Origin of the sequence: Streptomyces albidicamelliae (assembly GCF_025642175.1) — a bacterium.
Lineage (GTDB): Bacteria > Actinomycetota > Actinomycetes > Streptomycetales > Streptomycetaceae > Streptomyces > Streptomyces albidocamelliae.
This window is the reverse complement of the sequence record NZ_CP106795.1, coordinates 2,548,841-2,573,848: the sequence shown is the minus strand read 5'-3', so window position 1 is coordinate 2,573,848 and position 25,008 is coordinate 2,548,841. Positions and strand designations below refer to the sequence as shown.

The window sequence follows — 25,008 nt, the reverse complement described above, 5'->3', positions numbered from 1 at the left end:
GAACTGATCACAGCTGGGTCACTAGGGTCTGGGCTCGAACCTCCGAACGGGTGATCACTCACAAGAAGGAGTTCGTCCTCAGTGGCGTCCCACCGTCGACCCAAGCAGCCGAGCCGCACGCGTGTCACCGTGCTGACCACCGCAGCCGCCGCTGCCGTCGCGCTGAGCGCGAACGCCGCCAACGCCGCCCCCAGCGAGAAGCTGAGCAAGGACGAGGTGAAGGCGAAGGTCGACAAGCTCTACGAGCAGGCCGAGCAGGCCACCGAGAAGTACAACGGGGCCAAGGAGAAGCAGCAGAAGCTGCAGAAGGAGATCTCCACCGTCCAGGACGACGTGGCCCGCGGCCAGCAGGAGCTCAACAAGCTCCGCGACGGCCTGGGTTCGCTGGCCACCGCCCAGTACCGCTCGGGCGGCATCGACCCCTCGGTGCAGCTGCTGCTGTCGTCCAACCCGGACGACTACCTCGACAAGGCCTCCACGCTCGACCAGTTGAGCAGCCAGCAGGTCGACGCCCTGAAGAAGATTCAGGACAAGCAGCGCGAACTGGCCCAGGAGCGGGCGGAAGCCGCGGAGAAGCTCAAGGACCTCTCCTCCACGCGCACCCAGCTGGAGGAGAAGAAGAAGGAAGTCCAGGGCAAGCTCGCCGAGGCGCAGCGGCTCCTCAACACCCTGACGGCCAAGGAGAAGGCGGCGCTCGCGGCCAAGCAGGAGCGCGCCAACCGCTCCTCCTCCGACCGCGTGGACCTCGGCGACGCCCCGCCGGCCTCCGGCCGCGCCTCGGCGGCCTTCTCCGCCGCCCAGAGCAAGATCGGCACGCCGTACGTCTACGGCGCCACCGGCCCCTCGTCCTTCGACTGCTCGGGCCTGACGTCCTGGGCCTACGGCCAGGCCGGCGTCTCCATACCGCGTACCTCCGAGGCCCAGGCGAACTACGGCACCCGGGTCTACAGCCAGAGCGACCTGAAGGTCGGCGACCTGGTGTTCTTCTACGGCGACCTGCACCACGTCGGCCTGTACGCCGGCAACGGCCAGGTGCTGCACGCCCCGCACACCGGTGCCGTCGTCCGCTACGAGGCCATCGGAAACATGCCGTTCCAGTTCGGCGTCCGGGTCTGACGGACCCTTCGGACGCCCGCGGAACGCGGACACGAAGGCGCCCGAACGGGCGAATCCCGGGAACCGGAACTGACTCCGCGCCCCGCCGGTGACCTGCGTCAGCGGCGGGGCGTCACTGTGATGTTGACTCCGAGGTCTTTGGTCCGGGCCCGTCGGCACGGCTACTGTCTGGCGCGTTTCCCCGGCGCCCGAGGCATCCCCGTCCCCAGGCCCCGGGGAAGCGGTCTCTGTCCGCCAGCAGAAGGACTGCCGTGGGGTCCCATCGCCGCCTTGCTCCGTCGTCCGGATTCGACCGGGGTGCGGCCGCCCTGTGCGTGCTGTCCGCCGCGGCCGCCACGTTCGGCGCCGTACCGGCGCACGCCGAGCCGCACGGCACCCGTGCCGAGGTGGACCGGCTCTACGAGGAGGCCGAGCGGGCCACCCAGGCCTTCGACAAGGCCGCTGAGCGGGCGGGCACCCTGCGCCGCGAGGTGCGTGACGCGCAGGACCACATCGCCCGGCAGCAGCAGCGCATCAACACCCTGCGCGAACGGCTCGGTTCGGTGGCCGGCGCCCAGTACCGCTCCGGCGGCCTCGACCCGGCCGTCGCCCTGCTGTTCTCCGACGACCCCGCCGACTACCTGGACAAGGCCGCGACCCTCGACCGCATCGGCACCCGGCAGGCCGGGCAGCTCCGCGAACTGCGGTCCGCGCTGCGCGACCTGGCGCAGGAACGCGCGGAGGCGGCCGGCAGACTCGCCGACCTGGAGAAGAGCCGCAAGGCCGTCGTCGCCCACAAGCGGACCGTGGAGAAGAAGCTCGCCACGGCCCGCCGGCTGCTCAACTCCCTGCCCGCCGCGGAGCGTGCCGCCTACGACCGCGCCTCCCGGGGCGGCCGCACCGACCTGCCGGACCCGGCCGGCGCCGCCGCCCCGGACGGCCGTACCGCCGCCGCCCTCGCCGCCGTCCGCTCCGCCCTGGGCCGCCCCTACGTGTGGGGCGCCAGCGGTCCCTCGGGCTTCGACTGCTCGGGTCTGATGCAGTGGTCGTACGCGCACGCCGGCATCCACCTGCCGCGCACCTCGCAGGAGCAGCGCTTCGCCGGCCGGCAGGTCCCGCTCTCCCAGGCCCGCCCCGGCGACCTGGTCGTCTACCGCTCCGACGCCAGCCACGTGGCCATGTACGTCGGCAACGGCCAGGTCATCCACGCCCCCTACCCGGGCGCGCCGGTGCGCTACGACCCGGTCGGCATGATGCCCGTGTCCTCGGTCACCAGACCCTGACCCGGCTTCGGCCGTACGATCGGGAAATGGCTGGTCGAAGAGGGGTGTGGCGCGCCGGAGCCGTCGGGCTCGCCCTGCTCCTGCCCCTGACGGGATGCGGGGGGCGCCCGCCCGCCGACTCCGTCCGCGCCGAGGTGCAGCACGTGCTCGACCGGCGCGCCGCCGCTCTCGTCCGGCACGACGAGACGGCCTACGGCGCGACCGGCACCCGCACCGAGTACGCCCGGCTGCGCGCCCTGCCGCTGGCCTCCTGGTCCTACCGGGTCACCGGTGTCCACCGCACCTCCGCCGGCGCCACCGCCGACGCCGAGCTGCGCTACCGCGTCGCCGGCTACGACAAGGCCCCCGTCGAGGCCCGCCGCACCCTCACCCTCGGCCGTAGCGCCGCGGGCGGGTGGTACGTCACCGCCGACGCGCCCGCCGGGCCGGCCGGGCAGCAACTGTGGGACCAGGGCACGGTGACCGCCGTGCGGGGCGCGCACGGCCTGGTCCTCGGCACCGGCCGGCCCCTCGCCGAGCTGCGCGCGTTCTCCCGGATGGCCGACCGCGCCGTCCCGGCCGTCTCGCGGGAGTGGGACCCCGGCTGGAGCCGGCGGGTCGTCGTCCTCGTGCCCCGGACCCTGGCGGGCATGGCGGCCCTGCTCGGCTCGCCCGCGTCCAACTACCGGGGCATCGCGGCCGTCACCACCGGCGAGGCGGCCGGTTCGGGCCGGGCCCCCGCCGACCGGGTGGTCGTCAACCCGGAGGCGTACTCGGGCCTCGGCGAGGTCGGCAAGCAGGTCGTGCTCACCCACGAGACCACCCATGTCGCCACCCGCGCGCACACCACCACCGCCACCCCGCTGTGGCTCTCCGAGGGGTACGCCGACTGGATCGGCTACCTCGGCACCGGCCGCACCCCCACGGAGGTCGCACCGGAACTGGCCCGCGCCGTCGAGGACGGCCGGGCCCCCGGCGCGCTGCCCGGCGACAAGGAATTCGGCTTCACCAGCGAGCCCACCGAGCTGGCGCAGGCCTACGAGGGCGGCTGGCTGGCCTGCCGGATGATCGCCGACCAGTGGGGCCCGGACCGGCTCGCCGCCTTCTACCGGGCCGTCGGCGCGCACGACAGGCGGGCGGGAGCGGTCGAGCAGGCGCTGAAGACGGTCCTCGGCATCACGCCGGAGGAGTTCACCGCGCGCTGGCGGGAGTACGTGAGGGCGCAGCTCGGCTGAGGCGCCGGGCCGGCCGCGGGCGTCAGGGCGAGACCGGGGTCTCCTGCGCCCGGGTGGCCTGCGGCGGGAACGGCGCGCTCATCGGCGGCGGGACGGTCGCCCGCCACAGGGAGCGGCCCGCCGTCACCGTGGCCGCGACCAGCAGCCCGTTGCGCAGCACCAGCAGCGTGATGCCGTACCAGTCGCTGAGCACCACGTGCGTGAAGCCGAGCGGGAACTCCAGGACCGTCAGGAAGGAGGCGAGGGCGACCATCAGCGCGGGCGCCCCCATGCGGCTCGCCCGGTGGGTCACGCAGACGGCGGCGAGTCCGATCAGCCAGACCAGGTACTGCGGGCTGATCACCCGGCTGGTGACCGTGAACAGCAGCACCGCCGTGAAGGCCGCGTCGGGGAGCGTCTGCGGGGCGAAGCGGCTCGCACGCAGCCGCCACAGCAGCAGCCAGCCGAACCCGGCCCCGGTCAGCGCCAGCGCCGCCGTGCTCACCTGGTCGACGTACGGGCCGAGGAATTCGATCGACCCGTAGTTCAGCAGCACCTGGCCGTCCCAGCCGAAGTGCCGGGCCACGTGGAAGACCAGGGAGCCCAGCGACTCCACCTCGGTGCCCCGGTCCCGCTGGAAGGTCAGGAAGGCGAACGCGCCCGGCATGGCCACAGCGAACAGGGCCGCGAGAGCGGCCGCGGTCACCGCCGCCGCCGCCCACGACCGCCGCCGCACGGCACCGGCCAGCAGCAGCGCCGGCCACACCTTCAGCAGCGCCCCGAAGGCGGCCAGCGCGCCCATCGCCCGCGGGTGACGGGCCCCGGCGAGCAGGGCCGCGACGGCGACCGCCGTGACCATCACGTCGTAGCGGGCGTAGACCGTGGGCCCGAGCAGCGGCACCGCCGCCACCCATGTCCAGGCCCCGCGCCGCGACCGGTCGGGGCGCCGCGCCGCGTACAGCAGCAGCGCCAGGACCGCGAGGTCGGCGAGGAAGGCCAGCACGAAGAAGGCGTGCTCGTAGGAGAGGAAGGGCAGCGCGGCGGGGGAGAGGACGGGCAGCGCGGCTGCGGGCGGGTACTGCCAGGTGACGTCGTCCAGCGGAAACGTTCCGTGCCGCAGGACCTCGTACCAGCCGCGGTAGGTCACCGACACGTCGGAGGTGACGTCCGGGCCGGGGAAGACGTACACCTTGAAGACGCACAGCAGCAGCACCGCGCGGGTGGTGCACCAGGTCGTGAGCAGCACGGCCGGGGACCGCCGGGCGGCCTTCGTCTCCACGTGTTCCCCTGTCCCTCGCCGCCGGCTGGGTCCGCCGTGCTGTTCGATTCCGTGTGCCCATGATGGCGTGCGGCCCTGTGCGCGTGCCACAGGCTCGGCCGCGCCCTGCCGCGTACGGCCGATTGGATAGGGTCGGCGGCGATGCACAAGACCCTGATCGTCACCAACGACTTCCCGCCCCGGCCGGGCGGCATCCAGGCCTTCCTGCACAACATGGCCCTCCGCCTGGACCCCGACCGGCTGGTCGTCTACGCCTCCACCTGGAAGCGCGGCCGGGAGGGCGCCGAGGCCACGGCCGCCTTCGACGCCGAGCAGCCCTTCACCGTCGTACGCGATCGTACGACCATGCTGCTGCCCACCCCGGGGGCGACCCGGCGGGCGGCGGGGCTGCTGCGGGAGCACGGCTGCACCTCGGTGTGGTTCGGGGCGGCGGCGCCGCTCGGTCTCATGGCGCCCGCGCTCCGCAAGGCCGGCGCGCAGCGGCTGGTGGCGACCACGCACGGGCACGAGGCCGGCTGGGCCCAGCTGCCCGCGGCCCGGCAGCTGCTGCGCCGGATCGGCGAGTCCACGGACACGCTCACCTACCTCGGTGAGTACACCCGCTCGCGGATCGCGGCCGCGCTCACCCCCGCCGCGGCCGGGCGGATGGCGCAGCTGCCGCCCGGGGTCGACGAGAAGACGTTCCACCCCGGCTCCGGCGGCGACGAGGTCCGGGCCCGGCTCGGCCTCACCGACCGGCCGGTCGTCGTCTGCGTCTCCCGGCTGGTGCCGCGCAAGGGCCAGGACACCCTCATCCGGGCGCTGCCCCGCATCCTCGCCGCCGAGCCGGACACCGTGCTGCTCGTCGTGGGCGGCGGTCCCTACGAGCAGGACCTGCGCCGGCTGGCCCGCGAGACGGGGGTGGACGCCTCGGTCCGCTTCACCGGCGCGGTGCCCTGGTCCGAGCTGCCCGCGCACTACGGCGCCGGTGACGTCTTCGCCATGCCGTGCCGCACCCGGCGCGGTGGTCTGGACGTCGAGGGCCTCGGCATCGTCTACCTGGAGGCGTCCGCGACCGGCCTGCCGGTCGTCGCCGGCGACTCGGGCGGCGCCCCCGACGCGGTACTGGACGGGGAGACGGGCTGGGTGGTCCGCGGCGGCGAGCCGGCCGAGGCCGCCGACCGGATCACCGCCCTCCTCGGCGACGCCGAGCTGCGCCGCAGGATGGGCGAGCGCGGCCGGCGGTGGGTCGAGGAGAAGTGGCGCTGGGACCTGCTGGCGGAGCGGCTGAAGGAGCTGCTGTAGGAACCGCGCGGGACGGCGCACCCGCACGCGGCCCCTAGCCGGAACCGAAAAATCCGCACATGCTGCGCACCATGGCAGCAAAACTGATGCAGCGTCAGCTGACAAGACGTCACATACTCGGCATGGCCGCGCTACAGACCGCGGCCACCCTCGGGTTCACCCGCGTAGGCCTCCAGTCCGCCCGCGCCGCCCAGCCCGACGCGGTCGAATCCGCCCCGGCGATCGTCGTCGGTTCCGGCTACGGCGGGGCCGTGGCCGCCCTCCGTCTCGGCCAGGCCGGCATCCGCACCCTCGTCCTGGAGATGGGCCGGCTGTGGAACACCGCCGGCCCCGACGGCAAGGTGTTCTGTTCCACCAGCGCCCCCGACCGGCGGTCCATGTGGTTCCGCACCCGCACCGAGGCCCCGCTCGCCACCTTCCTGTGGCTGGACCTCGTCAACAAGGCCATCACCCCCTACCCCGGGGTCCTCGACCGCGTGCACTACGACGCCATGTCCGTCTACGTCGGCCGGGGCGTGGGCGGCGGGTCCCTCGTCAACGGCGGCATGGCGGTCACCCCGCTCAAGTCCTACTTCGCCGAGCAGTTCCCGACCGTCGACGCCGACGACATGTACGGCACGTACTTCCCGCGCGCCCGCGCCATGCTCGGCGTCAACACCATCGACCCGGCGTGGTTCGAGTCCACCGACTGGTACCGGTTCACCCGCACCTCCCGCAAGGCCGCCGCCAACGCCGGCCTGCGCACCACCTTCGTGCCGAACGTCTACGACTTCGGCCACATGCAGCGCGAGGCGGCCGGCACCGCCACGAAGTCCGCGCTCGACGGCGAGGTCATCTACGGCAACAACGAGGGCAAGCGCAGCCTCGACAGGACGTACCTCGCCGCGGCCCTCGGCACCGGCAACGTCACCATCCACACCCTGGAGAAAGTGCGCACGATCGCCAGGGCCGCCGACGGGTCGTACGTGCTGACCGCGGACCGGATCGACGACACCGGAGCCGTGGTGGAGACCAGGAGCTACGGCTGCCGGTACCTCTTCCTCGGCGGCGGCAGCCTCGGCACCACCGAACTCCTCGTCCGGGCCCGGGACACCGGCACCCTGCCGGACCTGAACGCCAGCGTGGGCGCCGGCTGGGGACCCAACGGCAACACCATGCTCGGCCGCGCCAACCACGTCTGGGACACCGTCGGCGCCGACCAGGCCACCATGCCCGTGATGGGCATCGACGACTGGTCCAACGCCGACAACCCCGTCTTCGCCGAGATCGCGCCCCTGCCCATGGGTTTCGAGCACTGGATCAGCCTCTACCTGGCGATCACCAAGAACCCCGAGCGGGCGTCGTTCACGTACGACTCCGCCTCCGGGGCGGTCAGACTCGGCTGGACCGCGGCGCAGAGCGCGGTCTCGGTGCGCATGGCCAAGAAGCTGTTCGACCGCATCAACCTGGCCAACCTCACGATCTACCGCTACGACCTGTTCGGCTCGTCGAGCAAGGTCTTCGCGGACGACTTCACGTACCACCCGCTGGGCGGCTGTGTGCTGGGCCGGGCCACCGACGACTGGGGCCGGGTGAAGGGGTGCCCGAGGCTGTACGTCACCGACGGCTCGCTGGTGCCCGGCAACATCGGCGTGAACCCCTTCGTCACCATCACCGCGCTCGCCGAACGCACGATGGCGCGGGTCCTCGCCGAGGACACCGCGCCATGACGCGCTTTCAGCGGCCCTGCCGGGTCCGCTACTTCGCGTAGATCGCCTCGATCTCGTCCGAGTAGTCCTTCGCCACCACGTTCCGCTTGAGCTTCAGCGACGGGGTGAGGTGGCCCGACTCCTCCGTGAACTGGGAGGACAGAATGCGGAACTTCCGCACCGATTCCGCCTTCGACACCGCGGCGTTGCCGTCGTCGACCGCCGACTGGATCGCAGCGACCAGATCGGCGTCCTCGCGCAGCGACGCCGCGGTGGAGCCCGCCGGCTTGCCGTGCTCGGCGGCCCACCGGCCCAGGAACTCGTCGTCGATGGTGACCAGCGCGCCCACGAACGGCCGTCCGTCGCCGACCACCATGCACTCCGCGACCAGCGCGTGCGCCCGGATCCGGTCCTCGATCACGGCCGGCGCCACGTTCTTGCCGCCCGCCGTGACGATGATCTCCTTCTTGCGGCCGGTGATCCTGAGGTAGCCGTCCTCGTCGAGGGTGCCGATGTCACCGGTGTGGAACCAGCCGTCCGCCAGCGCCTCCGCGGTCGCGGCCGGGTTGTTCCAGTACTCCTTGAACAGGTGCTCGCCGTGCAGCAGCACCTCGCCGTCGTCCGCGATCCGGACCACCGAACCCGGCAGCGGCTGCCCGACCGTGCCGATCTTCTGCCGGTCCCAGGGGTTGAACGCGGTCGCCGCGCAGGACTCGGTCAGGCCGTACCCCTCCAGCACCGTGAAGCCGATGCCCCGGAAGAAGTGACCGAGCCGCTCGCCGAGCGGGGCGCCGCCGGAGATCGCGTACTCGCCCCGGCCGCCGAGGACCGCGCGCAGCTTGCTGTAGACCAGCCGGTCGAAGACCTTGTGCTTGACCTTCAGGCCGAACGACGGGCCCGAGGCGTTGTCGAGCGCCTTGCTGTACGCGATAGCCGTGTCGGCGGCCTTGTCGAAGATCGCGCCCTTGCCGTCCGCCTGCGCCTTGGCGCGGGCCGAGTTGTAGACCTTCTCGAAGACGCGCGGCACGCCGAGGACCAGCGTCGGCCGGAAGGCGGCCAGCTCGTCGGTGAGGTGCTTGATGTCGGGGACGCAGCCCAGCTTGATCGGCGCCATCATCGGCGCGATCTGCACGAGCCGCCCGAAGACATGGGCGAGCGGGAGGAAGAGCAGCACCGAGCACTCACCGGTGCGGAACAGCGGACGCAGCCGCTCCACGATGTTGCCGCACTCGGCGAAGAAGCTGCGGTGGGTGAGCACGCAGCCCTTGGGGCGGCCGGTCGTCCCGCTCGTGTAGACGATGGTCGCCGGGTCGTCGGCCTTGGCGAGCGAGCTGCGCTCCTCGACCGTCTCGTCCGACACGTCCTGCCCGAGCCGCGCCAGCTCCGCCATGCCGCCGGCCTCGATCTGCCAGACGTTCTTCAGCGCCGGCAGCGACTCGCGGACCGCCTCCACCGCCGCCGCGTGGCCGTCCAGCTCCACGACGCACGCGGTCGCGCCCGAGTCGGAAAGGATCCACTGCACCTGCTCCGGCGAGCTGGTCTCGTACACCGGCACGGTGATCGCGCCCGCGCTCCAGATCGCGAAGTCGAGCAGCGTCCACTCGTAACGGGTGCGGGACATCAGACCCACCCGGTCGCCCGGCTGCACGCCGGCGGCGACGAGCCCCTTGGCGGCGGTGCGCACCTCTGCCAGGAACTCCCGGGCCGACACGTCCTGCCAGACACCGTCCACCTTGCGGGCGATGACGGCGACGTCGGGATGCTGCGCGGCGTTTCTGCGGACGATGTCGGTCAGATTGCCGTCCGCAGGGACCTCGTACAAAGCCGGAAGGCTGAACTCGCGCAAGACTGCTGCTCCTCATAGGGCGCCGGCGCCCACGACACTGTGTGATGCGACGGTGCGGTCCAAGGCTCGGGCAAGTGCTCGCGGATTCACATGTTGAAATCCTGAGCACGACTGGACTGCCCGGACGTTACCCGCCGGTATGGCGTCTACGACAGGGGGTCCCGGCGAGATGTTCGCTGCGTCACACGGACTGGCGTTCCTTCGCGCACAGTAGTCCACGGCTTAACCGACCGGCGAGTAACCGCAGGCCGGACCGCCACTGTTCACGCAGACCACACAGGCTTACGCTTGATCGCCATGGCATCCACACCCTCCGGCGAGCGACGGACCCGCGTCCACGTGGTCAGCGACGTGCACGGCAACGCCCGGGACCTGGCCCGGGCCGGAGAGGGTGCCGACGCCCTGATCTGCCTGGGCGACCTGGTCCTCTTCCTCGACTACGCCGATCACTCGCGGGGGATCTTCCCGGACCTCTTCGGCGAGGAGAACGCCGACCGCATCGTCGAGCTGCGCACCGCGCGCCGGTTCGCCGAGGCCCGCGAGTTCGGCGCCCGGCTGTGGGCCGGCATCGGCGCCGACCGGGCCACGGCCGTCGAGGGAGCGGTGCGCAAGCAGTACGCCGAGCTGTTCGCCGCGTTCCCGACCCCTACGTACGCCACCTACGGCAATGTCGACATGCCGCCCCTGTGGCCGGAGTACGCCCGGCCGGGCACCACGGTCCTCGACGGTCAGCGGGTGGAGATCGGCGGCCGGACCTTCGGCTTCGTCGGCGGCGGCCTGCGCACCCCGATGCGCACCCCCTACGAGATCGACGACGAGGAGTACGCCGCGAAGATCGAGGCGGTCGGCGAGGTCGACGTGCTGTGCACGCACATCCCGCCGGAGGTGCCCGAGCTGGTCTACGACACCGTCGCGCGCCGTTTCGAACGGGGTAGCCGGGCTCTGCTGGACGCCATCCGCCGCACGAAACCGCGCTATTCGCTGTTCGGGCACGTCCACCAGCCGCTCGTGCGCCGGATGCGCATCGGCTCGACCGAGTGCGTCAACGTCGGCCACTTCGCCGGGACCGGCAGGCCCTGGGCGCTCGAATGGTGACCGGCGGGACATCGGGTGAAGGCGCCAGGTCGGTGGCGCGGTAGCCTTCACGCTGCACACACGTGCGCAGCCCGGCGCGCACGGACCCCTCAACACGGCCTGCATCCGGAGGAGCCACGGCGATGGCGGAACACACCAGTTCGAGCATCACGATCGAGGCGGCTCCGGCCGACGTCATGGCGGTGATCGCCGACTTCGCGCGCTACCCGGACTGGACCGGCGAGGTGAAGGAGGCGGAGGTCCTCGTGGCCGACGCGCAGGGCCGCGCCGAGCAGGTCCGCCTCGTCATGGACGCCGGCGCCATCAAGGACGACCAGACCCTCGCCTACACCTGGACCGGCGACCACGAGGTCTCCTGGACCCTGGTCAAGTCCCAGATGCTCCGCTCCCTCGACGGCACCTACCTGCTCAAGCCGGCCGGCGCGGGCGCCACCGAGGTCACCTACCGGCTCACGGTGGACGTCAAGATCCCCATGCTCGGCATGATCAAGCGCAAGGCGGAGAAGGTGATCATCGACCGCGCCCTCGCCGGCCTGAAGAAGCGGGTCGAGTCGGACCGCTAGCCGGTCCGCCGGCCGGGGCACGCGGCGGCGCGGGCACGGCCCGGTGCCGGGCGGCGGCCCACGCCCCGCACCCCCCGGTCCGTTACGGTTCACCCTCATGCGCACCATCCTGATCACGGGTCCGGGCGGCAGCGGTCGTACGACCATCGCCGCCGCCACCGCACTGCGCGCCGCCGAGGCGGGCGACCGCACCCTCCTGCTCAGCGCCGACCGCACCGACACCCCCGGCGCGGCCCTGGGCACCCGATCAGGACCGGTCCCGGCGCAGGCCGCCCCGAACCTCACCGTCTGGCGTCCGGACGCCACGGAACGGTTCCGCGAGGACCTCACCGCCTTCCAGAACCGCGCCTCGGGCGTCCTCGACCTGCTCGGCGCCGCCCGTCTGGACGCCGAGGAGGTCACCCCGCTGCCCGGCGCCGAGGAACTGTCCTTCCTGCGCGCCCTGCGCGACGCCGCCCTCTCCGAGCGCTACGACCTCCTCGTCGTCGACCTGCCGCCCCTCCCGCAGGCCCTCGCCCTGCTGGCCCTGCCCGAGGAACTGCGCCGCTACCTGCGCCGTATGCTCCCGCCCGAGCGGCAGGCCGCCCGCGCCCTGCGCCCGGTCCTCGGCCGGCTGGCCGGCGTCCCCATGCCCGCGGAGTGGCTGTACGAGACGGCCGCCCGCTGGGACGTCGAACTCGCCGCCGCCGGAGCCGTCCTCACCGACCGGAACACGGCCGTCCGCCTGGTCGCCGAACCCGGACCGGCCGGCGCCGACGCGGTCCACGACGCGACGCTCGGCCTCGCCCTGCGCGGCCTGCGCACCGAGGCCCTGATCGCCAACCGCGTCCTGCCCGACGCGGGCGGCGACACCTGGCTCGCCGGACTCCTCGCCCAGCAGCGCAAGACCCTCGCCGACTGGCAGGACACCGAGCGGTCCCACGACGTGCACCCCGTCCGGCACCTCGGCCGCGACCCGCACGGCACCGACGACCTCGGCGCCCTCGCCGTCCCCGGCGTCAACCCCGGGCCCGCCCCGGTCGAGTGGCCCGTCGCCGACCGCCTCGCCGACGACGGCGTGCTGGTCTGGCACATCCCGCTGCCCGGCGCCATACGGGAGGAGCTGGACCTGATCCGGCGCGGCGACGAACTCCTGATCGCGGCGGGTCCCTTCCGCCGTATCGTCCCGCTGCCGTCCGCCCTGCGCCGGTGCACCGTCGCCGGGGCCGGACTGCGCGAGGGCGAGCTGCGTGTCCGGTTCGCGCCCGATCCCGGCCTGTGGCCCGCCGGTGGACGCTGAACAGGGCACGCCCGTTCGGGTAACGTCGTAAGGGCGAACCGTAGTCAGGAGTCCGCCATGAGCGAAGAGCGTCCCGCGTCCGGTCCCCACGAGGAGGAGCAGCCGCGGGCGACCGACGCCGACGCCTGGGCCGCGGCCTGCGCCGAGGACCTCGCCGCCGAGAAGGCCCGGCGCCGCGCCGGGCAGGGCCCGCAGCCGGGTTCGGCCGCCGAGGAACTGCGCAAGTTCGTGGACACCGTGGCCGACAAGCTGTCCGGCCTGCAGTCCCCGCTCCTCACGGGCCTCGCCGGACCCGCCGCCCAGCAGGTGGTGCGGCAGGTCGTCCAGCAGGCGAAGGCCGCCGTCGAGCCCGTCGTGGAGCGCAACCCGGACGTCTTCGACCATCTCGCCGCGGCCGGCTCCGAACTGCTGGCCGCCTACCGCTCCGCCGTCCAGGCCCAGGAGCGCCGCTGGACCACCGGCGCGGCGGGCCCGGCGGACGGCGACCGGCCCGACCGTCCCGACCGGGGCGAGGGCACCGGTCCGGGCGAACGCATCGACCTGGACTGAAGCCCTTCCACGGCAGGGCCTCGGGTACGGTTGGCCGTAGCGGGGCTCGACCGGAACTGAGGGATTCATGGGACTCACCATCGGCGTCGACATCGGCGGCACGAAGATCGCGGCCGGCGTGGTCGACGAGGAAGGCAACATCCTCTCGACCTTCAAGGTGCCGACCCCCACCACGCCCGAGGCCATCGTGGACGCCATCGCCTCGGCGGTGGAGGGAGCGCGTGCCGGGCACGAGATCGTCGGCGTGGGCATCGGTGCGGCCGGTTACGTCAACCGGCAGCGCTCCACGGTGTACTTCGCGCCCAACATCGACTGGCGCACCGAGCCGCTGAAGGAGAAGGTCGAGGCCCGCACCGGCCTCCCGGTCGTGGTCGAGAACGACGCCAACGCGGCCGCCTGGGGCGAGTACCGGTTCGGCGCGGGCAAGGGCCACCGCAACGTCATCTGCATCACGCTCGGCACCGGCCTCGGCGGCGGCATCATCATCGGCAACAAGCTGCGCCGCGGCCACTTCGGCGTGGCCGCCGAGTTCGGCCACATCCGGATGGTCCCGGACGGTCTGCTGTGCGGCTGCGGCTCGCAGGGCTGCTGGGAGCAGTACGCCTCCGGCCGCGCCCTGGTCCGGTACGCCAAGCAGCGCGCCAACGCCACCCCCGAGCGCGCCGAGGTGCTGCTCGCGCTCGGCGACGGCACCCCCGACGGCATCGAGGGCAAGCACATCTCCATGGCCGCCCGCCAGGGCTGCCCGGTCGCCGTCGACTCCTACCGGGAGCTGGCCCGCTGGGCCGGCGCGGGCCTGGCCGACCTGGCCTCCCTGTTCGACCCGTCCGCGTTCATCGTCGGCGGCGGCCTCTCCGACGAGGGCGACCTGGTCCTCGACCCGATCCGCAAGTCGTACAAGCGCTGGCTGGTGGGCGGCAACTGGCGCCCGGTGGCCGACGTGATCGCGGCCCAGCTCGGCAACAAGGCGGGCCTGGTGGGCGCGGCCGACCTGGCCCGCGAGCCCGACCCGATCATGTGACGCTCACTTCCTGAGCTTCGACGCCCACGCGGCCTCCGGGGCGCGGGGAGCGAGCGACCGGCCACGACGCACCGGCCGTCGCGCACGCTCCCCGCGCCCCGAGCCGTGAGGCGTACATTGATCCATATGGCGCTGCTCCCCAACTCCTCGACGGAGCCCGACGGTTCGGCCGTCGTCCGCGTACTGAGCTACAACATCCGCTCGATGCGGGACGACACGGACGCCCTCGCCCGTGTCATCACCGCCTGCGCCCCCGACCTCGTCCTCGTCCAGGAAGCCCCCCGCTTCTTCCGCTGGCGCAAGAAGCTCGCCCGGCTCGCCGCCGCCTCCGGCCAGGTGATCCTCACCGGCGGCGCCACGGCCGCGGGACCGGCGATCCTGTGCGGTCTGCGGGCCACGGTCGAGCGCACCGAGGACGTCCTGCTGCCGCTCACCCCCGGCCTCCACCGGCGCGGCTTCGCCACCGCGGTCGTACGGTTCGGCGGCGCCCGCCTCGGCGTGCTCAGCTGCCACCTCAGCCTCCAGCGGGACGAGCGGCTGGAGCAGGGCGGCATGCTCCTCGACCGCCTCGCCGGCCTGGGCGTGGAGCACGCCGTCGCCGGCGGCGATCTGAACGAACGCCCCGACGGCCCCACCTTCCGGCATCTCGCCGCGGGTCTTCAGGACTGCCGCGCCACGGCGCCCTGGGGCGGCGAGTTCACCTCCACCCCGGCCCACCCGCACCAGCGCATCGACGCGGTCTTCGCCACCAAGGGCGTCGAGGTGCTCGGCTGCGGTGTCCCCCTGGACCAGCCGGGGATCACCCGGGCCGACCTGACGGCCGCGACGGACCACCTGCCGGTGCTGGCGGCACTGCGCGTGCCGGCCGCCTGAGCCGGAACGCCACGCGCCGGCGTCCCCGCCGGCGCGCGTCGCGGGCTCAGACCACGGCCCCGCGCCCCGGATCGTCGTCCTCGTCGTCGTCCGTCCGCATCCGCATGACCAGCGTGGCGAAGCCGCCGAGGAAACCGCCGATGCCGACGGTCGCCAGCCACCAGGTCATGTCCCAGCCGAGGACGACCGCGAGCAGCAGCAGGATCGGGCCGCCCACCACACCGAGCCAGGCGAACTTGGCGGACGCGTCGGCGACCGGCAGCGGCGGCGGCTCCGGCGGTACGAAGTGGCCCTCGTCGTCCGCGTCGAAGTCGTCGTCGGACGGCTCGGGCGCCACATGGTCGCGCGGCCCGACGCCGGGCGCGAACGAGACCGAGCTGCCCAGCGGGCGGGCGGCCCGGGGCTCGGCCGGACCGTCCCGGTCGCCGGTGGCGTCCGGTTCCGGCAGCGCGAGGTCCTCCACCGGCTTGAAGGGCTTGCTGCCCGGCGGATCCGGCGGCTCCGTGCCGTACCCGGCGACGATGGCCCGCCAGGCGGCGTCCTCGTCGAAGGGCACCCCCTGCTCGTCGGGCTCCCGCTCCTCGCGGTTGTCGCGGTCGGAGTCGTGCTCAGCCAACTGCGGCCGTCCCTTCCTTGCCGACACTGGGTGCGAGCCGGCCGATGAAGGCGAGGCTCTCCTCGAAGACCCGGTCCGCATCCTCGTCCAACGTCGCCACGTGGTAGCTGTGTTCCAGCACGAGCTCGGTCACGTCCGTGGACGACACCCGGCTCAGCACCCGGGCCGAGTCCGCGGCCGGGACCACATGGTCCTGGGCGCTGCGCAGCAGCAGCAACGGCTGGGTGACCTGGGGCAGCTCGCCGTCCAGCCGGCGCAGGAAGACCCGCAGCGAGTGCGCCGCGTGCAGCGGCACCCGGTCGTAGCCCAGCTCCGCCGCGCCCTCCTTCGCGATGTCGCTGGCGATGCCCTTCGTCGTCCGCACGAGGTGCCGGGCCACCGGAAGGGCGTACGCCGACAGGCCGTGCACCCGGTTCGCCGGGTTGACGGCCACCACGCCCGCGACCCGCTCGCCGTGCCGGGCGGCCAGCCGCAGCGCCAGCGCGCCGCCCATCGACAGGCCCGCGACGAACACCCGCGAGCAGCGGTCGGAGAGCAGGCGCAGCTCGCGGTCCACCTCCGCGTACCAGTCCTGCCAGCCCGTGAGCTGCATGTCCTCCCAGCGGGTGCCGTGGCCGGGCAGCAGCGGCAACGAGACGGTCAGGCCGTGGGCCGCGTGGTGCTCCGCCCAGGGGCGCAGCGACTGGGGGGAGCCGGTGAAGCCGTGACAGAGGAGGACGCCCACCTCCCCGCCGTCGTGGCGGTACGGCTCGGCTCCGGGGAGAACCGGCACCTTTCGACTCTCCTGTTCCTGTGCGGGGCCTCGTCGGGTGACCGGCGGAACGCGTCCGGTGACCGGCGCAGGCGGGAAGAAACGCGCGGATGTGCTTCACCGTACGCGACCGCACTGACACCGACCAGGGCCGTCGGGCCCATCGACGGTCCTCCGGGTTAAGGTCTGTGCGACGGAAACAGGAGGCACACGGGTGTTGTACGGCACGATGAAGGTCGCCATCGGCGGACCGCTGAAGGTTGCCTTCCGACCATGGGTCGAGGGGCTGGAGAACATTCCGGCCGAGGGCCCGGCCATCCTGGCCAGCAATCACCTGTCCTTCTCGGACTCGTTCTTCCTCCCGACGATGCTGACCCGCAAGGTCACTTTCATCGCGAAGGCCGAGTACTTCACCACGCCCGGCGTGAAGGGCCGCCTCACCGCGGCCTTCTTCAAGGGCGTCGGGCAGCTCCCGGTGGACCGCTCCGGTGCCCGCGGCGCCGGCGAGGCGGCCATCAAGAGCGGCATAGAGGTGCTCCAGCGGGGCGAGCTGTTCGGCATCTACCCGGAGGGCACCCGCTCGCCCGACGGCCGGCTGTACCGGGGCAAGCCCGGCGGCCTCGCGCGCGTGGCGCTCGCCACCGGAGCGCCGGTCATCCCGGTCGCCATGATCGACACGGAGAAGATCCAGCCGCCCGGCAAGGTCGTGCCCAAGCTCATGCGGCCGGGCATCCGCATCGGCGAGCCCATGGACTTCAGCCGCTACCAGGGCATGGAGCACGACCGTTTCGTGCTGCGCGCCCTGACCGACGAGGTCATGTACGAGATCATGAAGCTCTCCGGCCAGGAGTACGTCGACATCTACGCGACCGCGGCCAAGCGGCAGATCGCTGAGGCGGCGAAGGCCGCCAAGGAGGCGGAGAAGGCGGAGAAGAAGCAGGCCGACTCCTAGACGGGGGAGCGCGGGGGAGACGGGGGGCGGGGGGACATGCCCAGGCGCGAGCGGGTCATGAGGATGTCGGTCGAGCTGCCGCTGTGGCGGGCGCTCGCCGGCTACCGCGTGCTGACCATGCTGTACGCGATCGGCCTGTGCGCCACCGCGTACTCGCACTTCGTCCGACCCTGGTTGGCCGTCGCCTACTACGCCGTGCTGGTCGTGTGGACCCTCGCCACCCTGCCCCGGGTGGCGAGCGCGCCCGCCTGCACCAAGCGGTTCCTCGCCGCCGACCTGGCCGTCGCCCTCACCGGCATCCTGCTCACCCCGCTCGCCGACAACCACGAGCGGATCGCGGGCGGCGGACCCACCCTGCCCTCGATATGGACGGCCGGCGCGGTCCTGGCCTTCGCCCTCAAGGGCGGCTGGCGCTGGGCGGCGGTCGCCTCCACGGCCGTGGCCGTCGTCAACCTGGTCGAGCGCGGCCGGCCCGCCCGGGACACCGTGCACAACGTGATCCTGGTCTGGGTGGCCTCCATCGCCATCGGCTACGTCGTCGAGGTCGCCCGCGCCTCCGAGCGCACCCTCGCCCGGGCCCTGGAGATCGAGGCCGCGACCCGGGAGCGGGAGCGGCTGGCGCGGGACATCCACGACGGCGTGCTCCAGGTCCTGGCGATGGTGAAGCGCCGGGGGGCGGCCCTCGGCGGCGAGGCGGCCGAGCTCGGCCGGCTCGCCGGGGAGCAGGAGGTGGCCCTGCGCACGCTGGTGTCGGGCGGCCTGGTGCCGGTGTCCCGGGTGTCGGAGGACGCGTCCGACGGCGCGGTCGTCCGCGTCGTCGAGGAGCCGTACGAGGACGGACCGGCCGGTCCGGTCGACCTGCGTTCCCTGCTCGCCCCCTACGCGTGCGGCCGGGTGAGCCTCGCCGAGCCCGGCGCCCCGGTGCTGCTGCCGCCCGCGGCGGCCCGCGAGGTGGCGGCGGCGGTCGGGGCCGCCCTGGACAACGTGCGCCGGCACGCCGGCGAGGACGCCCGGGCCTGGCTGCTGGTCGAGGACGAGCCGGACGAGGTCGTCGTGACCGTCCGGGACGACGGCCCCGGCATCCCCGAGGGCCGGCTCGCCCAGGCCGAGGGCGAGGGGCGGCTCGGGGTGGCCCAGTCCATCCGCGGGCGGCTGCGGGACCTCGGGGGCGGCGCCGAGCTGATCTCGGTCCCCGGCCAGGGCACCGAGGTCGAACTGAAGATACCGAAGGGCGCCGAAGGGGCGCGGGGGAAGAAGGCGGAGCGGCGATGACGGAGCAGCGGGACCCGATCCGGGTCATGGTGGTCGACGACCATCCGATGTGGCGGGACGCGGTCGCCCGGGACCTGGCCGAGTCCGGCTTCGAGGTGGTCGCCACCGCGGGCGACGGCGAGCAGGCAGTCCGCCGCGCGAAGGCGGCCGCTCCCGACGTCCTCGTGCTTGACCTCAACCTGCCCGCCAAGCCCGGTGTGCAGGTCTGCAAGGAACTCGTCGGCCACGACCCGGCGTTGCGCGTGCTGGTCCTGTCGGCCAGCGGCGAGCACGCCGACGTGCTGGAGGCCGTGAAGTCGGGCGCGACCGGCTACCTGCTGAAGTCCGCCTCGACCGAGGAACTGCTGGACGCGGTGCGCCGTACCGCCGTCGGCGACCCGGTGTTCACCCCGGGCCTCGCCGGACTCGTCCTCGGCGAGTACCGCCGGCTGGCCTCCGAGCCGGCGCCCGCCCCCGACACGGACGGGCCCGGGGCGCCCCGGCTGACCGACCGGGAGACGGAGGTGCTGCGGCTGGTCGCCAAGGGCCTGAGCTACAAGCAGATCGCCGAACGCCTCGTCATCTCCCACCGCACGGTCCAGAACCACGTCCAGAACACCCTCGGCAAGCTCCAGTTGCACAACAGGGTCGAACTCGTGCGGTACGCCATAGAGCGCGGCCTCGACGACGAGTAGGCCGGATTCCGGCGCAACTCACCGGAATCACCCTTCCCGCCTCTCCCGATGTGACGCGGATCACCATTAGCGTGACCGATCGTCAGGCAACCGCGGCGAAGGGACATTTCCATGCGGGTCGGAGTACTGACCGGAGGCGGCGACTGCCCCGGGCTCAACGCCGTCATCCGGGGCGTCGTACGCAAGGGCGTACAGGAGTACGGCTATGACTTCGTCGGCTTCCGGGACGGCTGGCGAGGTCCGTTGGAGGGCGACACCGTCCGCCTCGACATCCCCGCCGTGCGCGGCATCCTGCCCCGCGGCGGCACCGTCCTCGGCTCCTCCCGGACCAACCCCCTCAAGGTGGAGGGCGGTATCCGCCGGATCAAGGAGAACCTCGCCAAACTGGAGGTCGAGGCGCTCATCGCGATCGGCGGCGAGGACACCCTCGGCGTCGCCGCGAGCCTGTGCGACGACTACGGGATGCCCTGCGTCGGCGTACCGAAGACCATCGACAACGACCTGTCCGCCACCGACTACACCTTCGGCTTCGACACCGCGGTCAACATCGCCACCGAGGCCATCGACCGCCTGCACACCACCGCCGAGTCCCACATGCGGGTCCTGGTCTGCGAGGTGATGGGCCGGCACGCCGGCTGGATCGCCCTGCACTCCGGCCTGGCGGGCGGCGCCAACGTCATCCTCATCCCCGAGCAGCGCTTCGACCTCGACCAGGTCTGCGCCTGGATCACCTCCCGCTTCAAGGCGTCGTACGCCCCGATCGTCGTCGTCGCCGAGGGCGCCATGCCGAAGGACGGCGAGATGGTCCTCAAGGACGAGTCGCTGGACTCCTTCGGCCATGTGCGGCTCTCCGGGGTCGGCGAATGGCTGGCCAAGGAGATCGAGAAGCGCACCGGCAAGGAGGCCCGCACCACGGTCCTCGGGCACATCCAGCGCGGCGGCACCCCCAGTGCCTTCGACCGCTGGCTCGCCACCCGCTTCGGCCTGCACGCCATCGACTGCGTCCACGAGGGCGACTTCGGGAAGATGGTCGCCCTGCGCGGCCCCGACATCGTCCGCGTCCCGATCGCCGAGGCCACCGCGAAGCTGAAGACCGTGGACCCCAAGCTCTACGACGAGGTCGGGGTGTTCTTCGGCTGACGGCCGCACCCCGCGGCGTCCGGGGGCCGGCGGTCGCACCGACCGCCGGCCCCCGATCCGTCACCCCGCGGTCCTCACCTGGCGCCGCTCGCCTCGCGCAGCCGGGCGATCAGCCCCCGGAGCACCCGGGCGCCGTTCAGCGTGAGGACCGACTCCGGGTGGAACTGCACCCCGGCGAACCCGGGACCGCGCAGCGCGTGCACCTCGCCGTTGCCGGCCCGGCTCACCTCCACCCCGTGCGCGGCCAGCTCCCGGGCGGCCTCGTCGTCGCAGCGGGCAGTGAAGCTGTTGTAGAAGCCGACGGTCTCGGGCCGCCCGAACAGATCGATCTCGGTCTGCTCCCCCTGGCGGGGCACCTCCTTGCGGACGATCTCCAGCCCCAGCTCGGCCGCGATCAGCTCATGGCCGAGGCAGACCCCGAGCACGCCGTGGCGGTGCTCCCGGACCACCGTGGCGGCCAGCGCGCGCAGGAGGCGCATCTTCGGGTCGGTGAGGTCGCCGGGGTCGCCCGGACCGGGGCCCAGCACCACCGGGCCCTCGTGCGCGAGCACCTCGGCCCGCAGCCCCGGCTCGTCGTACCGCCGTACCGTCACCTCCAGCCCGCCGGAGCGCAGGACGTGCGCCAGCATGGCGGTGAAGGTGTCCTCGCCGTCGACGACCAGGGCGTGTCCCGTCAGCTCCCGGGCCTGCTCCTGCATCCGCAGCCAGAACGGCGCGAGCGCGGAGCGCCGGCCGTCCAGGGCGGCCCGCACCCGGGGGTCGTCGGCCAGCCGCGGGCGCTCCCGCTCCGCGTGCGGCCGGGAGGGCCGCACGCCGAGGGCCGCCAGCACGCCCGCCGCCTTGGCGTGGGTCTCCGCGACCTCGCCCGCCGGGTCCGAGCCGCGGACGAGCGTCGCCCCGACCGGGACGCGCAGCCGGCCGTCCGCGTCGATGTCGGCGGTGCGGATGAGGATGGGGGAGTCCAGCGTCTGCGCGCCCCCGGAGTCCCGGCCCAGCAGCGCGAGCGCGCCCGCGTAGTAGCCCCGGCCGCCCACCTCGTGGCGTTCGATCACCCGGCACGCGTTCTGCACCGGCGACCCGGTCACGGTGGCCGCGAACATGGTCTCGCGCAGCACCTCCCGCACGTCCAGGGAGGACCTGCCGCGCAGTTCGTACTCGGTGTGCGCGAGGTGCGCCATCTCCTTCAGCCGCGGCCCGACGACCACCCCGCCCCGGTCGCCGACCGTGCACATCATCTTCAGTTCCTCGTCGACGACCATCGACAGCTCCTCGATCTCCTTGCCGTCGGCGAGGAAGTCCAGCAGGTGCTCCGGCGTGGGGCCCTCGGCGGGATAGCGGTAGGTGCCGCTGATGGGGTTCATCACGACGGTGCCGCCGGACATGCGCACATGGACCTCGGGACTGGCACCCACCAGCGTCCGGTCCCCGGTGTGCACCACGAAGGTCCAGTAGGCGCCCCGCTCGCCCTCCAGCAGCCGGCGGAACAGCGCGAGCGCGTCCGCGCGGCCGAAGCCGGGGATGTCGCCCCGGTACGTGCGCCGGATCACGAAGTTGGCGCCCTCGCCCCGGCCGATCTCCTCGGCCAGCACCCGCCCGACGATCCCGGCGTACCGCTCGTCGTCGACGTCGAAGCCGCCGCCCTCGACCCGCACGTCGTGGCCGGGCAGCGTCCGCAGGGCCTCGTCGAGCGGGATCTCGTACGACTCCTCGGGAGTCAGCACCAGCAGCGGGGTGCCGTCGTCGCGGACGTCGAAGCCGCGCTCGCGGATCTGCCGGAACGGGACCAGCGCGAGGCCCTCGTCGGGCAGGTCGGCGAGCCGCTCGCGGCTGGTCACCGGGCCGAGCAGCACCTCCACCACCGCCTCGTCGCGCCCCGGGGTGCGACGGCGGAGCAGGGCGAAGGGGCGGGGGTCGGACAGCAGGTCGTGCAGGTTCACGGGTCGGGCTCCTTCTCGTACGTCTGAGTTCACGTCTGAGTTCGTCTGACGGAGAGGAACGACCCGGAAACGCCGAAGGCCGCCCCTCGGGCGGCCTTCGCGAAGTCTGTGTGCGCGCGAATCAGTGGGCCGCCGGAGAAGCGGTCCACCACCAGTTCTGGATCGAAAGCGCGAACATGCGAGGAACCCTACCCCACCCGTCGGCGTTCCACGGGGCGATCGCCTCGTCTCACTCTTCGAGCAGGAGGAAAAAACATCCGACACGACCCCGTAGTGTTTACGGGGTGACCGTGAACGCTAAGACCAGCGCGAGCGCTGGCAACACCTGGCGAAACCTGCCCGCGGCGCAGCAGCCCGAGTACCCCGACACCGAGGCTCTGCGCGCAGTGATCGCGGACCTCGAGTCGTATCCGCCGCTCGTCTTCGCGGGCGAGTGCGACCAGCTGCGCGCCCGGATGGCGGCCGTCGCCAGGGGTGAGGCGTTCCTCCTCCAGGGCGGCGACTGCGCCGAGGCCTTCGACGCGGTGTCCGCCGACCACATCCGCAACAAGCTCAAGACGCTGCTCCAGATGGGTGCGGTCCTGACCTACGCGGCCTCCGTGCCCGTGGTGAAGGTCGGCCGGATCGCCGGGCAGTACTCCAAGCCGCGCTCCAAGCCGACCGAGACCCGGGACGGCGTGACGCTCCCGGTGTACCGGGGCGACTCCGTCAACGGCTTCGACTTCACCGAGGCCAGCCGCTACCCGGACCCGGAGCGGCTCAAGCGGATGTACAACGCCTCGGCGTCCACGCTGAACCTGGTGCGCGCCTTCACCACCGGCGGCTACGCCGACCTGCGCCAGGTGCACGCCTGGAACCAGGACTTCGTGCGCACCTCGCCGTCGGGCCAGCGCTACGAGCAGCTCGCGCGCGAGATCGACAGCGCGCTGAACTTCATGCGGGCCTGCGGCACCGACCCGGAGGAGTTCAAGACCGTCGAGTTCTACGCGTCGCACGAGGCGCTGCTGCTGGACTACGAGTCGGCGCTGACCCGCGTCGACTCCCGCACCGGCAAGCTGTACGACGTCTCCGGGCACATGGTGTGGATCGGTGAGCGCACCCGGCAGCTGGACGGCGCGCACATCGAGTTCGCCTCGAGGATCCGCAACCCGATCGGCATCAAGCTCGGCCCGACGACGACGGCCGAGGAGGCGCTGCAGTACATCGACCGCCTCGACCCCGAGCGGGAGCCGGGCCGGCTGACGTTCATCGTCCGCATGGGCGCGGGCAAGATCCGCGACAAGCTGCCCGAGCTGGTGGAGAAGGTCACGGCGTCCGGTGCCACGGTGGCCTGGGTGACCGACCCGATGCACGGCAACACCTTCGAGGCGGCCTCCGGGCACAAGACCCGCCGCTTCGACGACGTGCTCGACGAGGTCAAGGGCTTCTTCGAGGTGCACAAGGCCCTCGGCACCCACCCGGGCGGCATCCACGTGGAGCTGACCGGCGACGACGTGACCGAGTGCGTGGGCGGCGGCGACGAGATCTTCGTCGACGACCTGCACCAGCGCTACGAGACGGCCTGCGACCCGCGGCTCAACCGCAGCCAGTCGCTGGACCTGGCGTTCCTCGTCGCCGAGATGTACCGGGACCAGTGACGGCTTCGTCCGTCGCAGCGGCCTGAGTGGGGCGCGGATCACACCCGATCCGCGCCCCCCGCCACTTTCGCGCTCACCGAGGCATGGGTAAGGTTAGGTTTGCCTCACCGAGAAACGGGATGGCAGTGAGCGAACGATCCCGCGGGAGGTGAGCCGGGTGTACGTCTGCAGTTGCTTCGGCGTCACCGAGCAGCAGGTGCAGCAGCACGCGGAGAACGGCGCCTGCACCCCGCGCCAGATCGCCTCCGCCTGCAAGGCCGGCACGGACTGCGGCTCGTGCGTCCGGCGGATCCAGGCCATCCTCGGCCGGGGCGCGTGCCCCCGCCGCGAACTCGCCGACCAGGGCAGGCCCGTCCTCGCGGAGATCCCGGACGCCGCCTAGCTCTCCGGCTGCTCGATCAGCTGGGCGAGATAGAGCGCCTCACCGAGCTTCTCCAGCAGCTCCAGCTGGGTGTCCAGGTAGTCGATGTGGTGCTCCTCGTCGGCGAGGATGTCCTCGAAGATGTTCGCCGACGTGATGTCGCCCTTCTCGCGCATCACCTTGATGCCCCGCTTGAGGCGGTCGATCGCCTCGACCTCGACCTGCCGGTCCGCCTCGAACATCTCCCGGACCGTCTGGCCCACCCGGACGTGGAAGAGCCGCTGGTAGTTGGGCAGCCCCTCCAGGAACAGGATCCGGTCGGTGAGCACCTCCGCGTGCTTCATCTCGTCGAACGACTCGTGCCGCGTGTACTTGGCGAGCTTCGTCCAGCCGAAGTTCTCCTGCATCTTCGCGTGCAGGAAGTACTGGTTGATCGCGGTCAGCTCGCCGGTGAGCTGCTCGTTGAGGAACTCGATTACCTCGGGGTCGCCCTGCATCGCAGCGGGCTCCTTCCACAGTGGAGGGACGGGGGAGGCGTGCGGCGGCATGATGTCACCGGCGAGGAAGATCGTCCAGTAAGTGCGTACTTAGTAAGTTAGTGCTGACTTGATGCCTCTTGT

24 protein-coding genes are annotated in these 25,008 nt (G+C 72.6%); 17 read left to right on the top strand and 7 right to left on the bottom strand.

The features are described from left to right. Window positions 1-81 precede the first annotated feature (81 nt). The 3 genes from N8I86_RS11945 to N8I86_RS11935 all read left to right on the top strand — a co-directional run bounded on the left by N8I86_RS11945 (window position 82) and on the right by N8I86_RS11935 (window position 3,592). Window positions 82-1,116, top strand: a complete 1,035-nt coding sequence (locus N8I86_RS11945; protein ID WP_073893020.1) for a C40 family peptidase — start codon at window positions 82-84, stop codon at window positions 1,114-1,116. 251 nt (window positions 1,117-1,367) lie between these two features. After that, on the top strand, window positions 1,368-2,378 hold the full coding sequence (locus N8I86_RS11940) for a C40 family peptidase (RefSeq protein ID WP_185091410.1): 1,011 nt from the start codon (window positions 1,368-1,370) through the stop codon (window positions 2,376-2,378). Window positions 2,379-2,404: 26 nt separating this feature from the next. Continuing rightward, window positions 2,405-3,592, top strand: coding sequence for a hypothetical protein (locus N8I86_RS11935; RefSeq protein WP_263277747.1), 1,188 nt, complete (start codon window positions 2,405-2,407; stop codon window positions 3,590-3,592). Window positions 3,593-3,614: 22 nt separating this feature from the next. Here N8I86_RS11935 and N8I86_RS11930 read toward each other — a convergent pair whose 3' ends face one another. Further along, entirely contained in the window at window positions 3,615-4,850 is a 1,236-nt protein-coding gene (locus tag N8I86_RS11930) for a glycosyltransferase 87 family protein (RefSeq protein ID WP_263277746.1), read from the bottom strand. 141 nt (window positions 4,851-4,991) lie between these two features. Between N8I86_RS11930 and N8I86_RS11925 the strand changes: the two genes are divergently transcribed. Next, window positions 4,992-6,134: a glycosyltransferase family 4 protein gene (locus N8I86_RS11925; RefSeq protein WP_073893009.1), complete on the top strand. Its 1,143-nt coding sequence runs from the start codon at window positions 4,992-4,994 to the stop codon at window positions 6,132-6,134. 86 nt (window positions 6,135-6,220) lie between these two features. After that, entirely contained in the window at window positions 6,221-7,843 is a 1,623-nt protein-coding gene (locus N8I86_RS11920; protein WP_450169252.1) for a GMC oxidoreductase, read from the top strand. Window positions 7,844-7,871: 28 nt separating this feature from the next. Here the strand turns inward: N8I86_RS11920 and N8I86_RS11915 are convergent, their stop codons facing one another. Continuing rightward, window positions 7,872-9,668 carry an AMP-dependent synthetase/ligase gene (locus N8I86_RS11915; RefSeq protein WP_263277744.1) on the bottom strand — a complete coding sequence of 599 codons (1,797 nt, stop codon included), beginning with the start codon at window positions 9,666-9,668 and terminating at the stop codon, window positions 7,872-7,874. Between the two features lie 297 nt (window positions 9,669-9,965). Between N8I86_RS11915 and N8I86_RS11910 the strand changes: the two genes are divergently transcribed. The 6 genes from N8I86_RS11910 (at window position 9,966) to N8I86_RS11885 (ending at window position 15,048) form a co-directional block, all read left to right on the top strand. Then, on the top strand, window positions 9,966-10,763 hold the full coding sequence (locus N8I86_RS11910) for a metallophosphoesterase family protein (protein WP_123438156.1): 798 nt from the start codon (window positions 9,966-9,968) through the stop codon (window positions 10,761-10,763). Between the two features lie 122 nt (window positions 10,764-10,885). Next, window positions 10,886-11,326 carry an SRPBCC family protein gene (locus N8I86_RS11905; protein ID WP_073892998.1) on the top strand — a complete coding sequence of 147 codons (441 nt, stop codon included), beginning with the start codon at window positions 10,886-10,888 and terminating at the stop codon, window positions 11,324-11,326. 97 nt (window positions 11,327-11,423) lie between these two features. Next, on the top strand, window positions 11,424-12,605 hold the full coding sequence (locus N8I86_RS11900; RefSeq protein WP_263277743.1) for an ArsA family ATPase: 1,182 nt from the start codon (window positions 11,424-11,426) through the stop codon (window positions 12,603-12,605). Window positions 12,606-12,662: 57 nt separating this feature from the next. After that, window positions 12,663-13,154, top strand: coding sequence for a DUF5304 domain-containing protein (locus N8I86_RS11895; RefSeq protein WP_073892992.1), 492 nt, complete (start codon window positions 12,663-12,665; stop codon window positions 13,152-13,154). A gap of 67 nt (window positions 13,155-13,221) precedes the next feature. Continuing rightward, entirely contained in the window at window positions 13,222-14,175 is a 954-nt protein-coding gene (locus N8I86_RS11890) for an ROK family glucokinase (protein ID WP_073892989.1), read from the top strand. A gap of 126 nt (window positions 14,176-14,301) precedes the next feature. Next, window positions 14,302-15,048, top strand: a complete 747-nt coding sequence (locus N8I86_RS11885) for an endonuclease/exonuclease/phosphatase family protein (protein ID WP_073892987.1) — start codon at window positions 14,302-14,304, stop codon at window positions 15,046-15,048. Between the two features lie 46 nt (window positions 15,049-15,094). On the opposite strand, the gene N8I86_RS11880 is transcribed toward N8I86_RS11885, so the two are convergent. Beyond that, complete coding sequence (locus tag N8I86_RS11880; protein ID WP_073892985.1) at window positions 15,095-15,664, bottom strand: hypothetical protein; 570 nt, start codon at window positions 15,662-15,664, stop codon at window positions 15,095-15,097. Further along, on the bottom strand, window positions 15,657-16,436 hold the full coding sequence (locus tag N8I86_RS11875) for an alpha/beta hydrolase (RefSeq protein ID WP_073892983.1): 780 nt from the start codon (window positions 16,434-16,436) through the stop codon (window positions 15,657-15,659). The genes N8I86_RS11880 and N8I86_RS11875 overlap by 8 nt, the downstream gene beginning before the upstream one ends. Before the next feature lie 193 nt (window positions 16,437-16,629). Between N8I86_RS11875 and N8I86_RS11870 the strand changes: the two genes are divergently transcribed. The 4 genes from N8I86_RS11870 to N8I86_RS11855 all read left to right on the top strand — a co-directional run bounded on the left by N8I86_RS11870 (window position 16,630) and on the right by N8I86_RS11855 (window position 20,453). Beyond that, window positions 16,630-17,367, top strand: a complete 738-nt coding sequence (locus N8I86_RS11870) for a lysophospholipid acyltransferase family protein (protein ID WP_176985757.1) — start codon at window positions 16,630-16,632, stop codon at window positions 17,365-17,367. Window positions 17,368-17,403: 36 nt separating this feature from the next. Then, window positions 17,404-18,639, top strand: coding sequence for a MacS family sensor histidine kinase (macS, locus tag N8I86_RS11865; RefSeq protein ID WP_263277742.1), 1,236 nt, complete (start codon window positions 17,404-17,406; stop codon window positions 18,637-18,639). Then, a complete protein-coding gene (locus tag N8I86_RS11860; RefSeq protein ID WP_073892978.1) occupies window positions 18,636-19,313 on the top strand; it encodes a response regulator in 678 nt (225 codons plus the stop codon). Before macS ends, N8I86_RS11860 begins: the two co-directional genes overlap by 4 nt. Before the next feature lie 111 nt (window positions 19,314-19,424). Beyond that, window positions 19,425-20,453, top strand: a complete 1,029-nt coding sequence (locus tag N8I86_RS11855) for a 6-phosphofructokinase (protein ID WP_073892976.1) — start codon at window positions 19,425-19,427, stop codon at window positions 20,451-20,453. A gap of 74 nt (window positions 20,454-20,527) precedes the next feature. Here the strand turns inward: N8I86_RS11855 and N8I86_RS11850 are convergent, their stop codons facing one another. Then, window positions 20,528-22,390, bottom strand: coding sequence for an anthranilate synthase family protein (locus N8I86_RS11850; RefSeq protein ID WP_073892974.1), 1,863 nt, complete (start codon window positions 22,388-22,390; stop codon window positions 20,528-20,530). A gap of 121 nt (window positions 22,391-22,511) precedes the next feature. Beyond that, entirely contained in the window at window positions 22,512-22,568 is a 57-nt protein-coding gene (locus tag N8I86_RS39335) for a trp operon leader peptide (protein WP_073894098.1), read from the bottom strand. 106 nt (window positions 22,569-22,674) lie between these two features. Here N8I86_RS39335 and N8I86_RS11845 point away from each other — a divergent pair, with 106 nt between their 5' ends. Next, window positions 22,675-24,027, top strand: a complete 1,353-nt coding sequence (locus tag N8I86_RS11845) for a class II 3-deoxy-7-phosphoheptulonate synthase (RefSeq protein ID WP_073892972.1) — start codon at window positions 22,675-22,677, stop codon at window positions 24,025-24,027. A 157-nt stretch (window positions 24,028-24,184) separates the two neighbouring features. Further along, complete coding sequence (locus N8I86_RS11840) at window positions 24,185-24,409, top strand: (2Fe-2S)-binding protein (protein ID WP_073892970.1); 225 nt, start codon at window positions 24,185-24,187, stop codon at window positions 24,407-24,409. Here the strand turns inward: N8I86_RS11840 and bfr are convergent. After that, window positions 24,406-24,885 (bottom strand): bacterioferritin, encoded by a 480-nt coding sequence (gene bfr, locus N8I86_RS11835; protein WP_073892968.1) that lies wholly within the window; start codon window positions 24,883-24,885, stop codon window positions 24,406-24,408. The genes N8I86_RS11840 and bfr overlap by 4 nt on opposite strands. Window positions 24,886-25,008 lie beyond the last annotated feature (123 nt).

Excerpts from the sequence above, each read along its gene's own strand:
- N8I86_RS11935 (WP_263277747.1), top strand. The coding sequence starts at position 2,405 with ATGGCTGGTCGAAGAGGGGTGTGGCGCGCCGGAGCCGTCGGGCTCGCC.
- N8I86_RS11925 (WP_073893009.1), top strand. The coding sequence starts at position 4,992 with ATGCACAAGACCCTGATCGTCACCAACGACTTCCCGCCCCGGCCGGGC.
- N8I86_RS11920 (WP_450169252.1), top strand. The coding sequence starts at position 6,221 with ATGCAGCGTCAGCTGACAAGACGTCACATACTCGGCATGGCCGCGCTA.
- N8I86_RS11910 (WP_123438156.1), top strand. The coding sequence starts at position 9,966 with ATGGCATCCACACCCTCCGGCGAGCGACGGACCCGCGTCCACGTGGTC.
- N8I86_RS11905 (WP_073892998.1), top strand. The coding sequence starts at position 10,886 with ATGGCGGAACACACCAGTTCGAGCATCACGATCGAGGCGGCTCCGGCC.
- N8I86_RS11900 (WP_263277743.1), top strand. The coding sequence starts at position 11,424 with ATGCGCACCATCCTGATCACGGGTCCGGGCGGCAGCGGTCGTACGACC.
- N8I86_RS11895 (WP_073892992.1), top strand. The coding sequence starts at position 12,663 with ATGAGCGAAGAGCGTCCCGCGTCCGGTCCCCACGAGGAGGAGCAGCCG.
- N8I86_RS11890 (WP_073892989.1), top strand. The coding sequence starts at position 13,222 with ATGGGACTCACCATCGGCGTCGACATCGGCGGCACGAAGATCGCGGCC.
- N8I86_RS11885 (WP_073892987.1), top strand. The coding sequence starts at position 14,302 with ATGGCGCTGCTCCCCAACTCCTCGACGGAGCCCGACGGTTCGGCCGTC.
- macS (WP_263277742.1), top strand. The coding sequence starts at position 17,404 with ATGCCCAGGCGCGAGCGGGTCATGAGGATGTCGGTCGAGCTGCCGCTG.
- N8I86_RS11860 (WP_073892978.1), top strand. The coding sequence starts at position 18,636 with ATGACGGAGCAGCGGGACCCGATCCGGGTCATGGTGGTCGACGACCAT.
- N8I86_RS11855 (WP_073892976.1), top strand. The coding sequence starts at position 19,425 with ATGCGGGTCGGAGTACTGACCGGAGGCGGCGACTGCCCCGGGCTCAAC.
- bfr (WP_073892968.1), bottom strand. The coding sequence starts at position 24,885 with ATGCAGGGCGACCCCGAGGTAATCGAGTTCCTCAACGAGCAGCTCACC.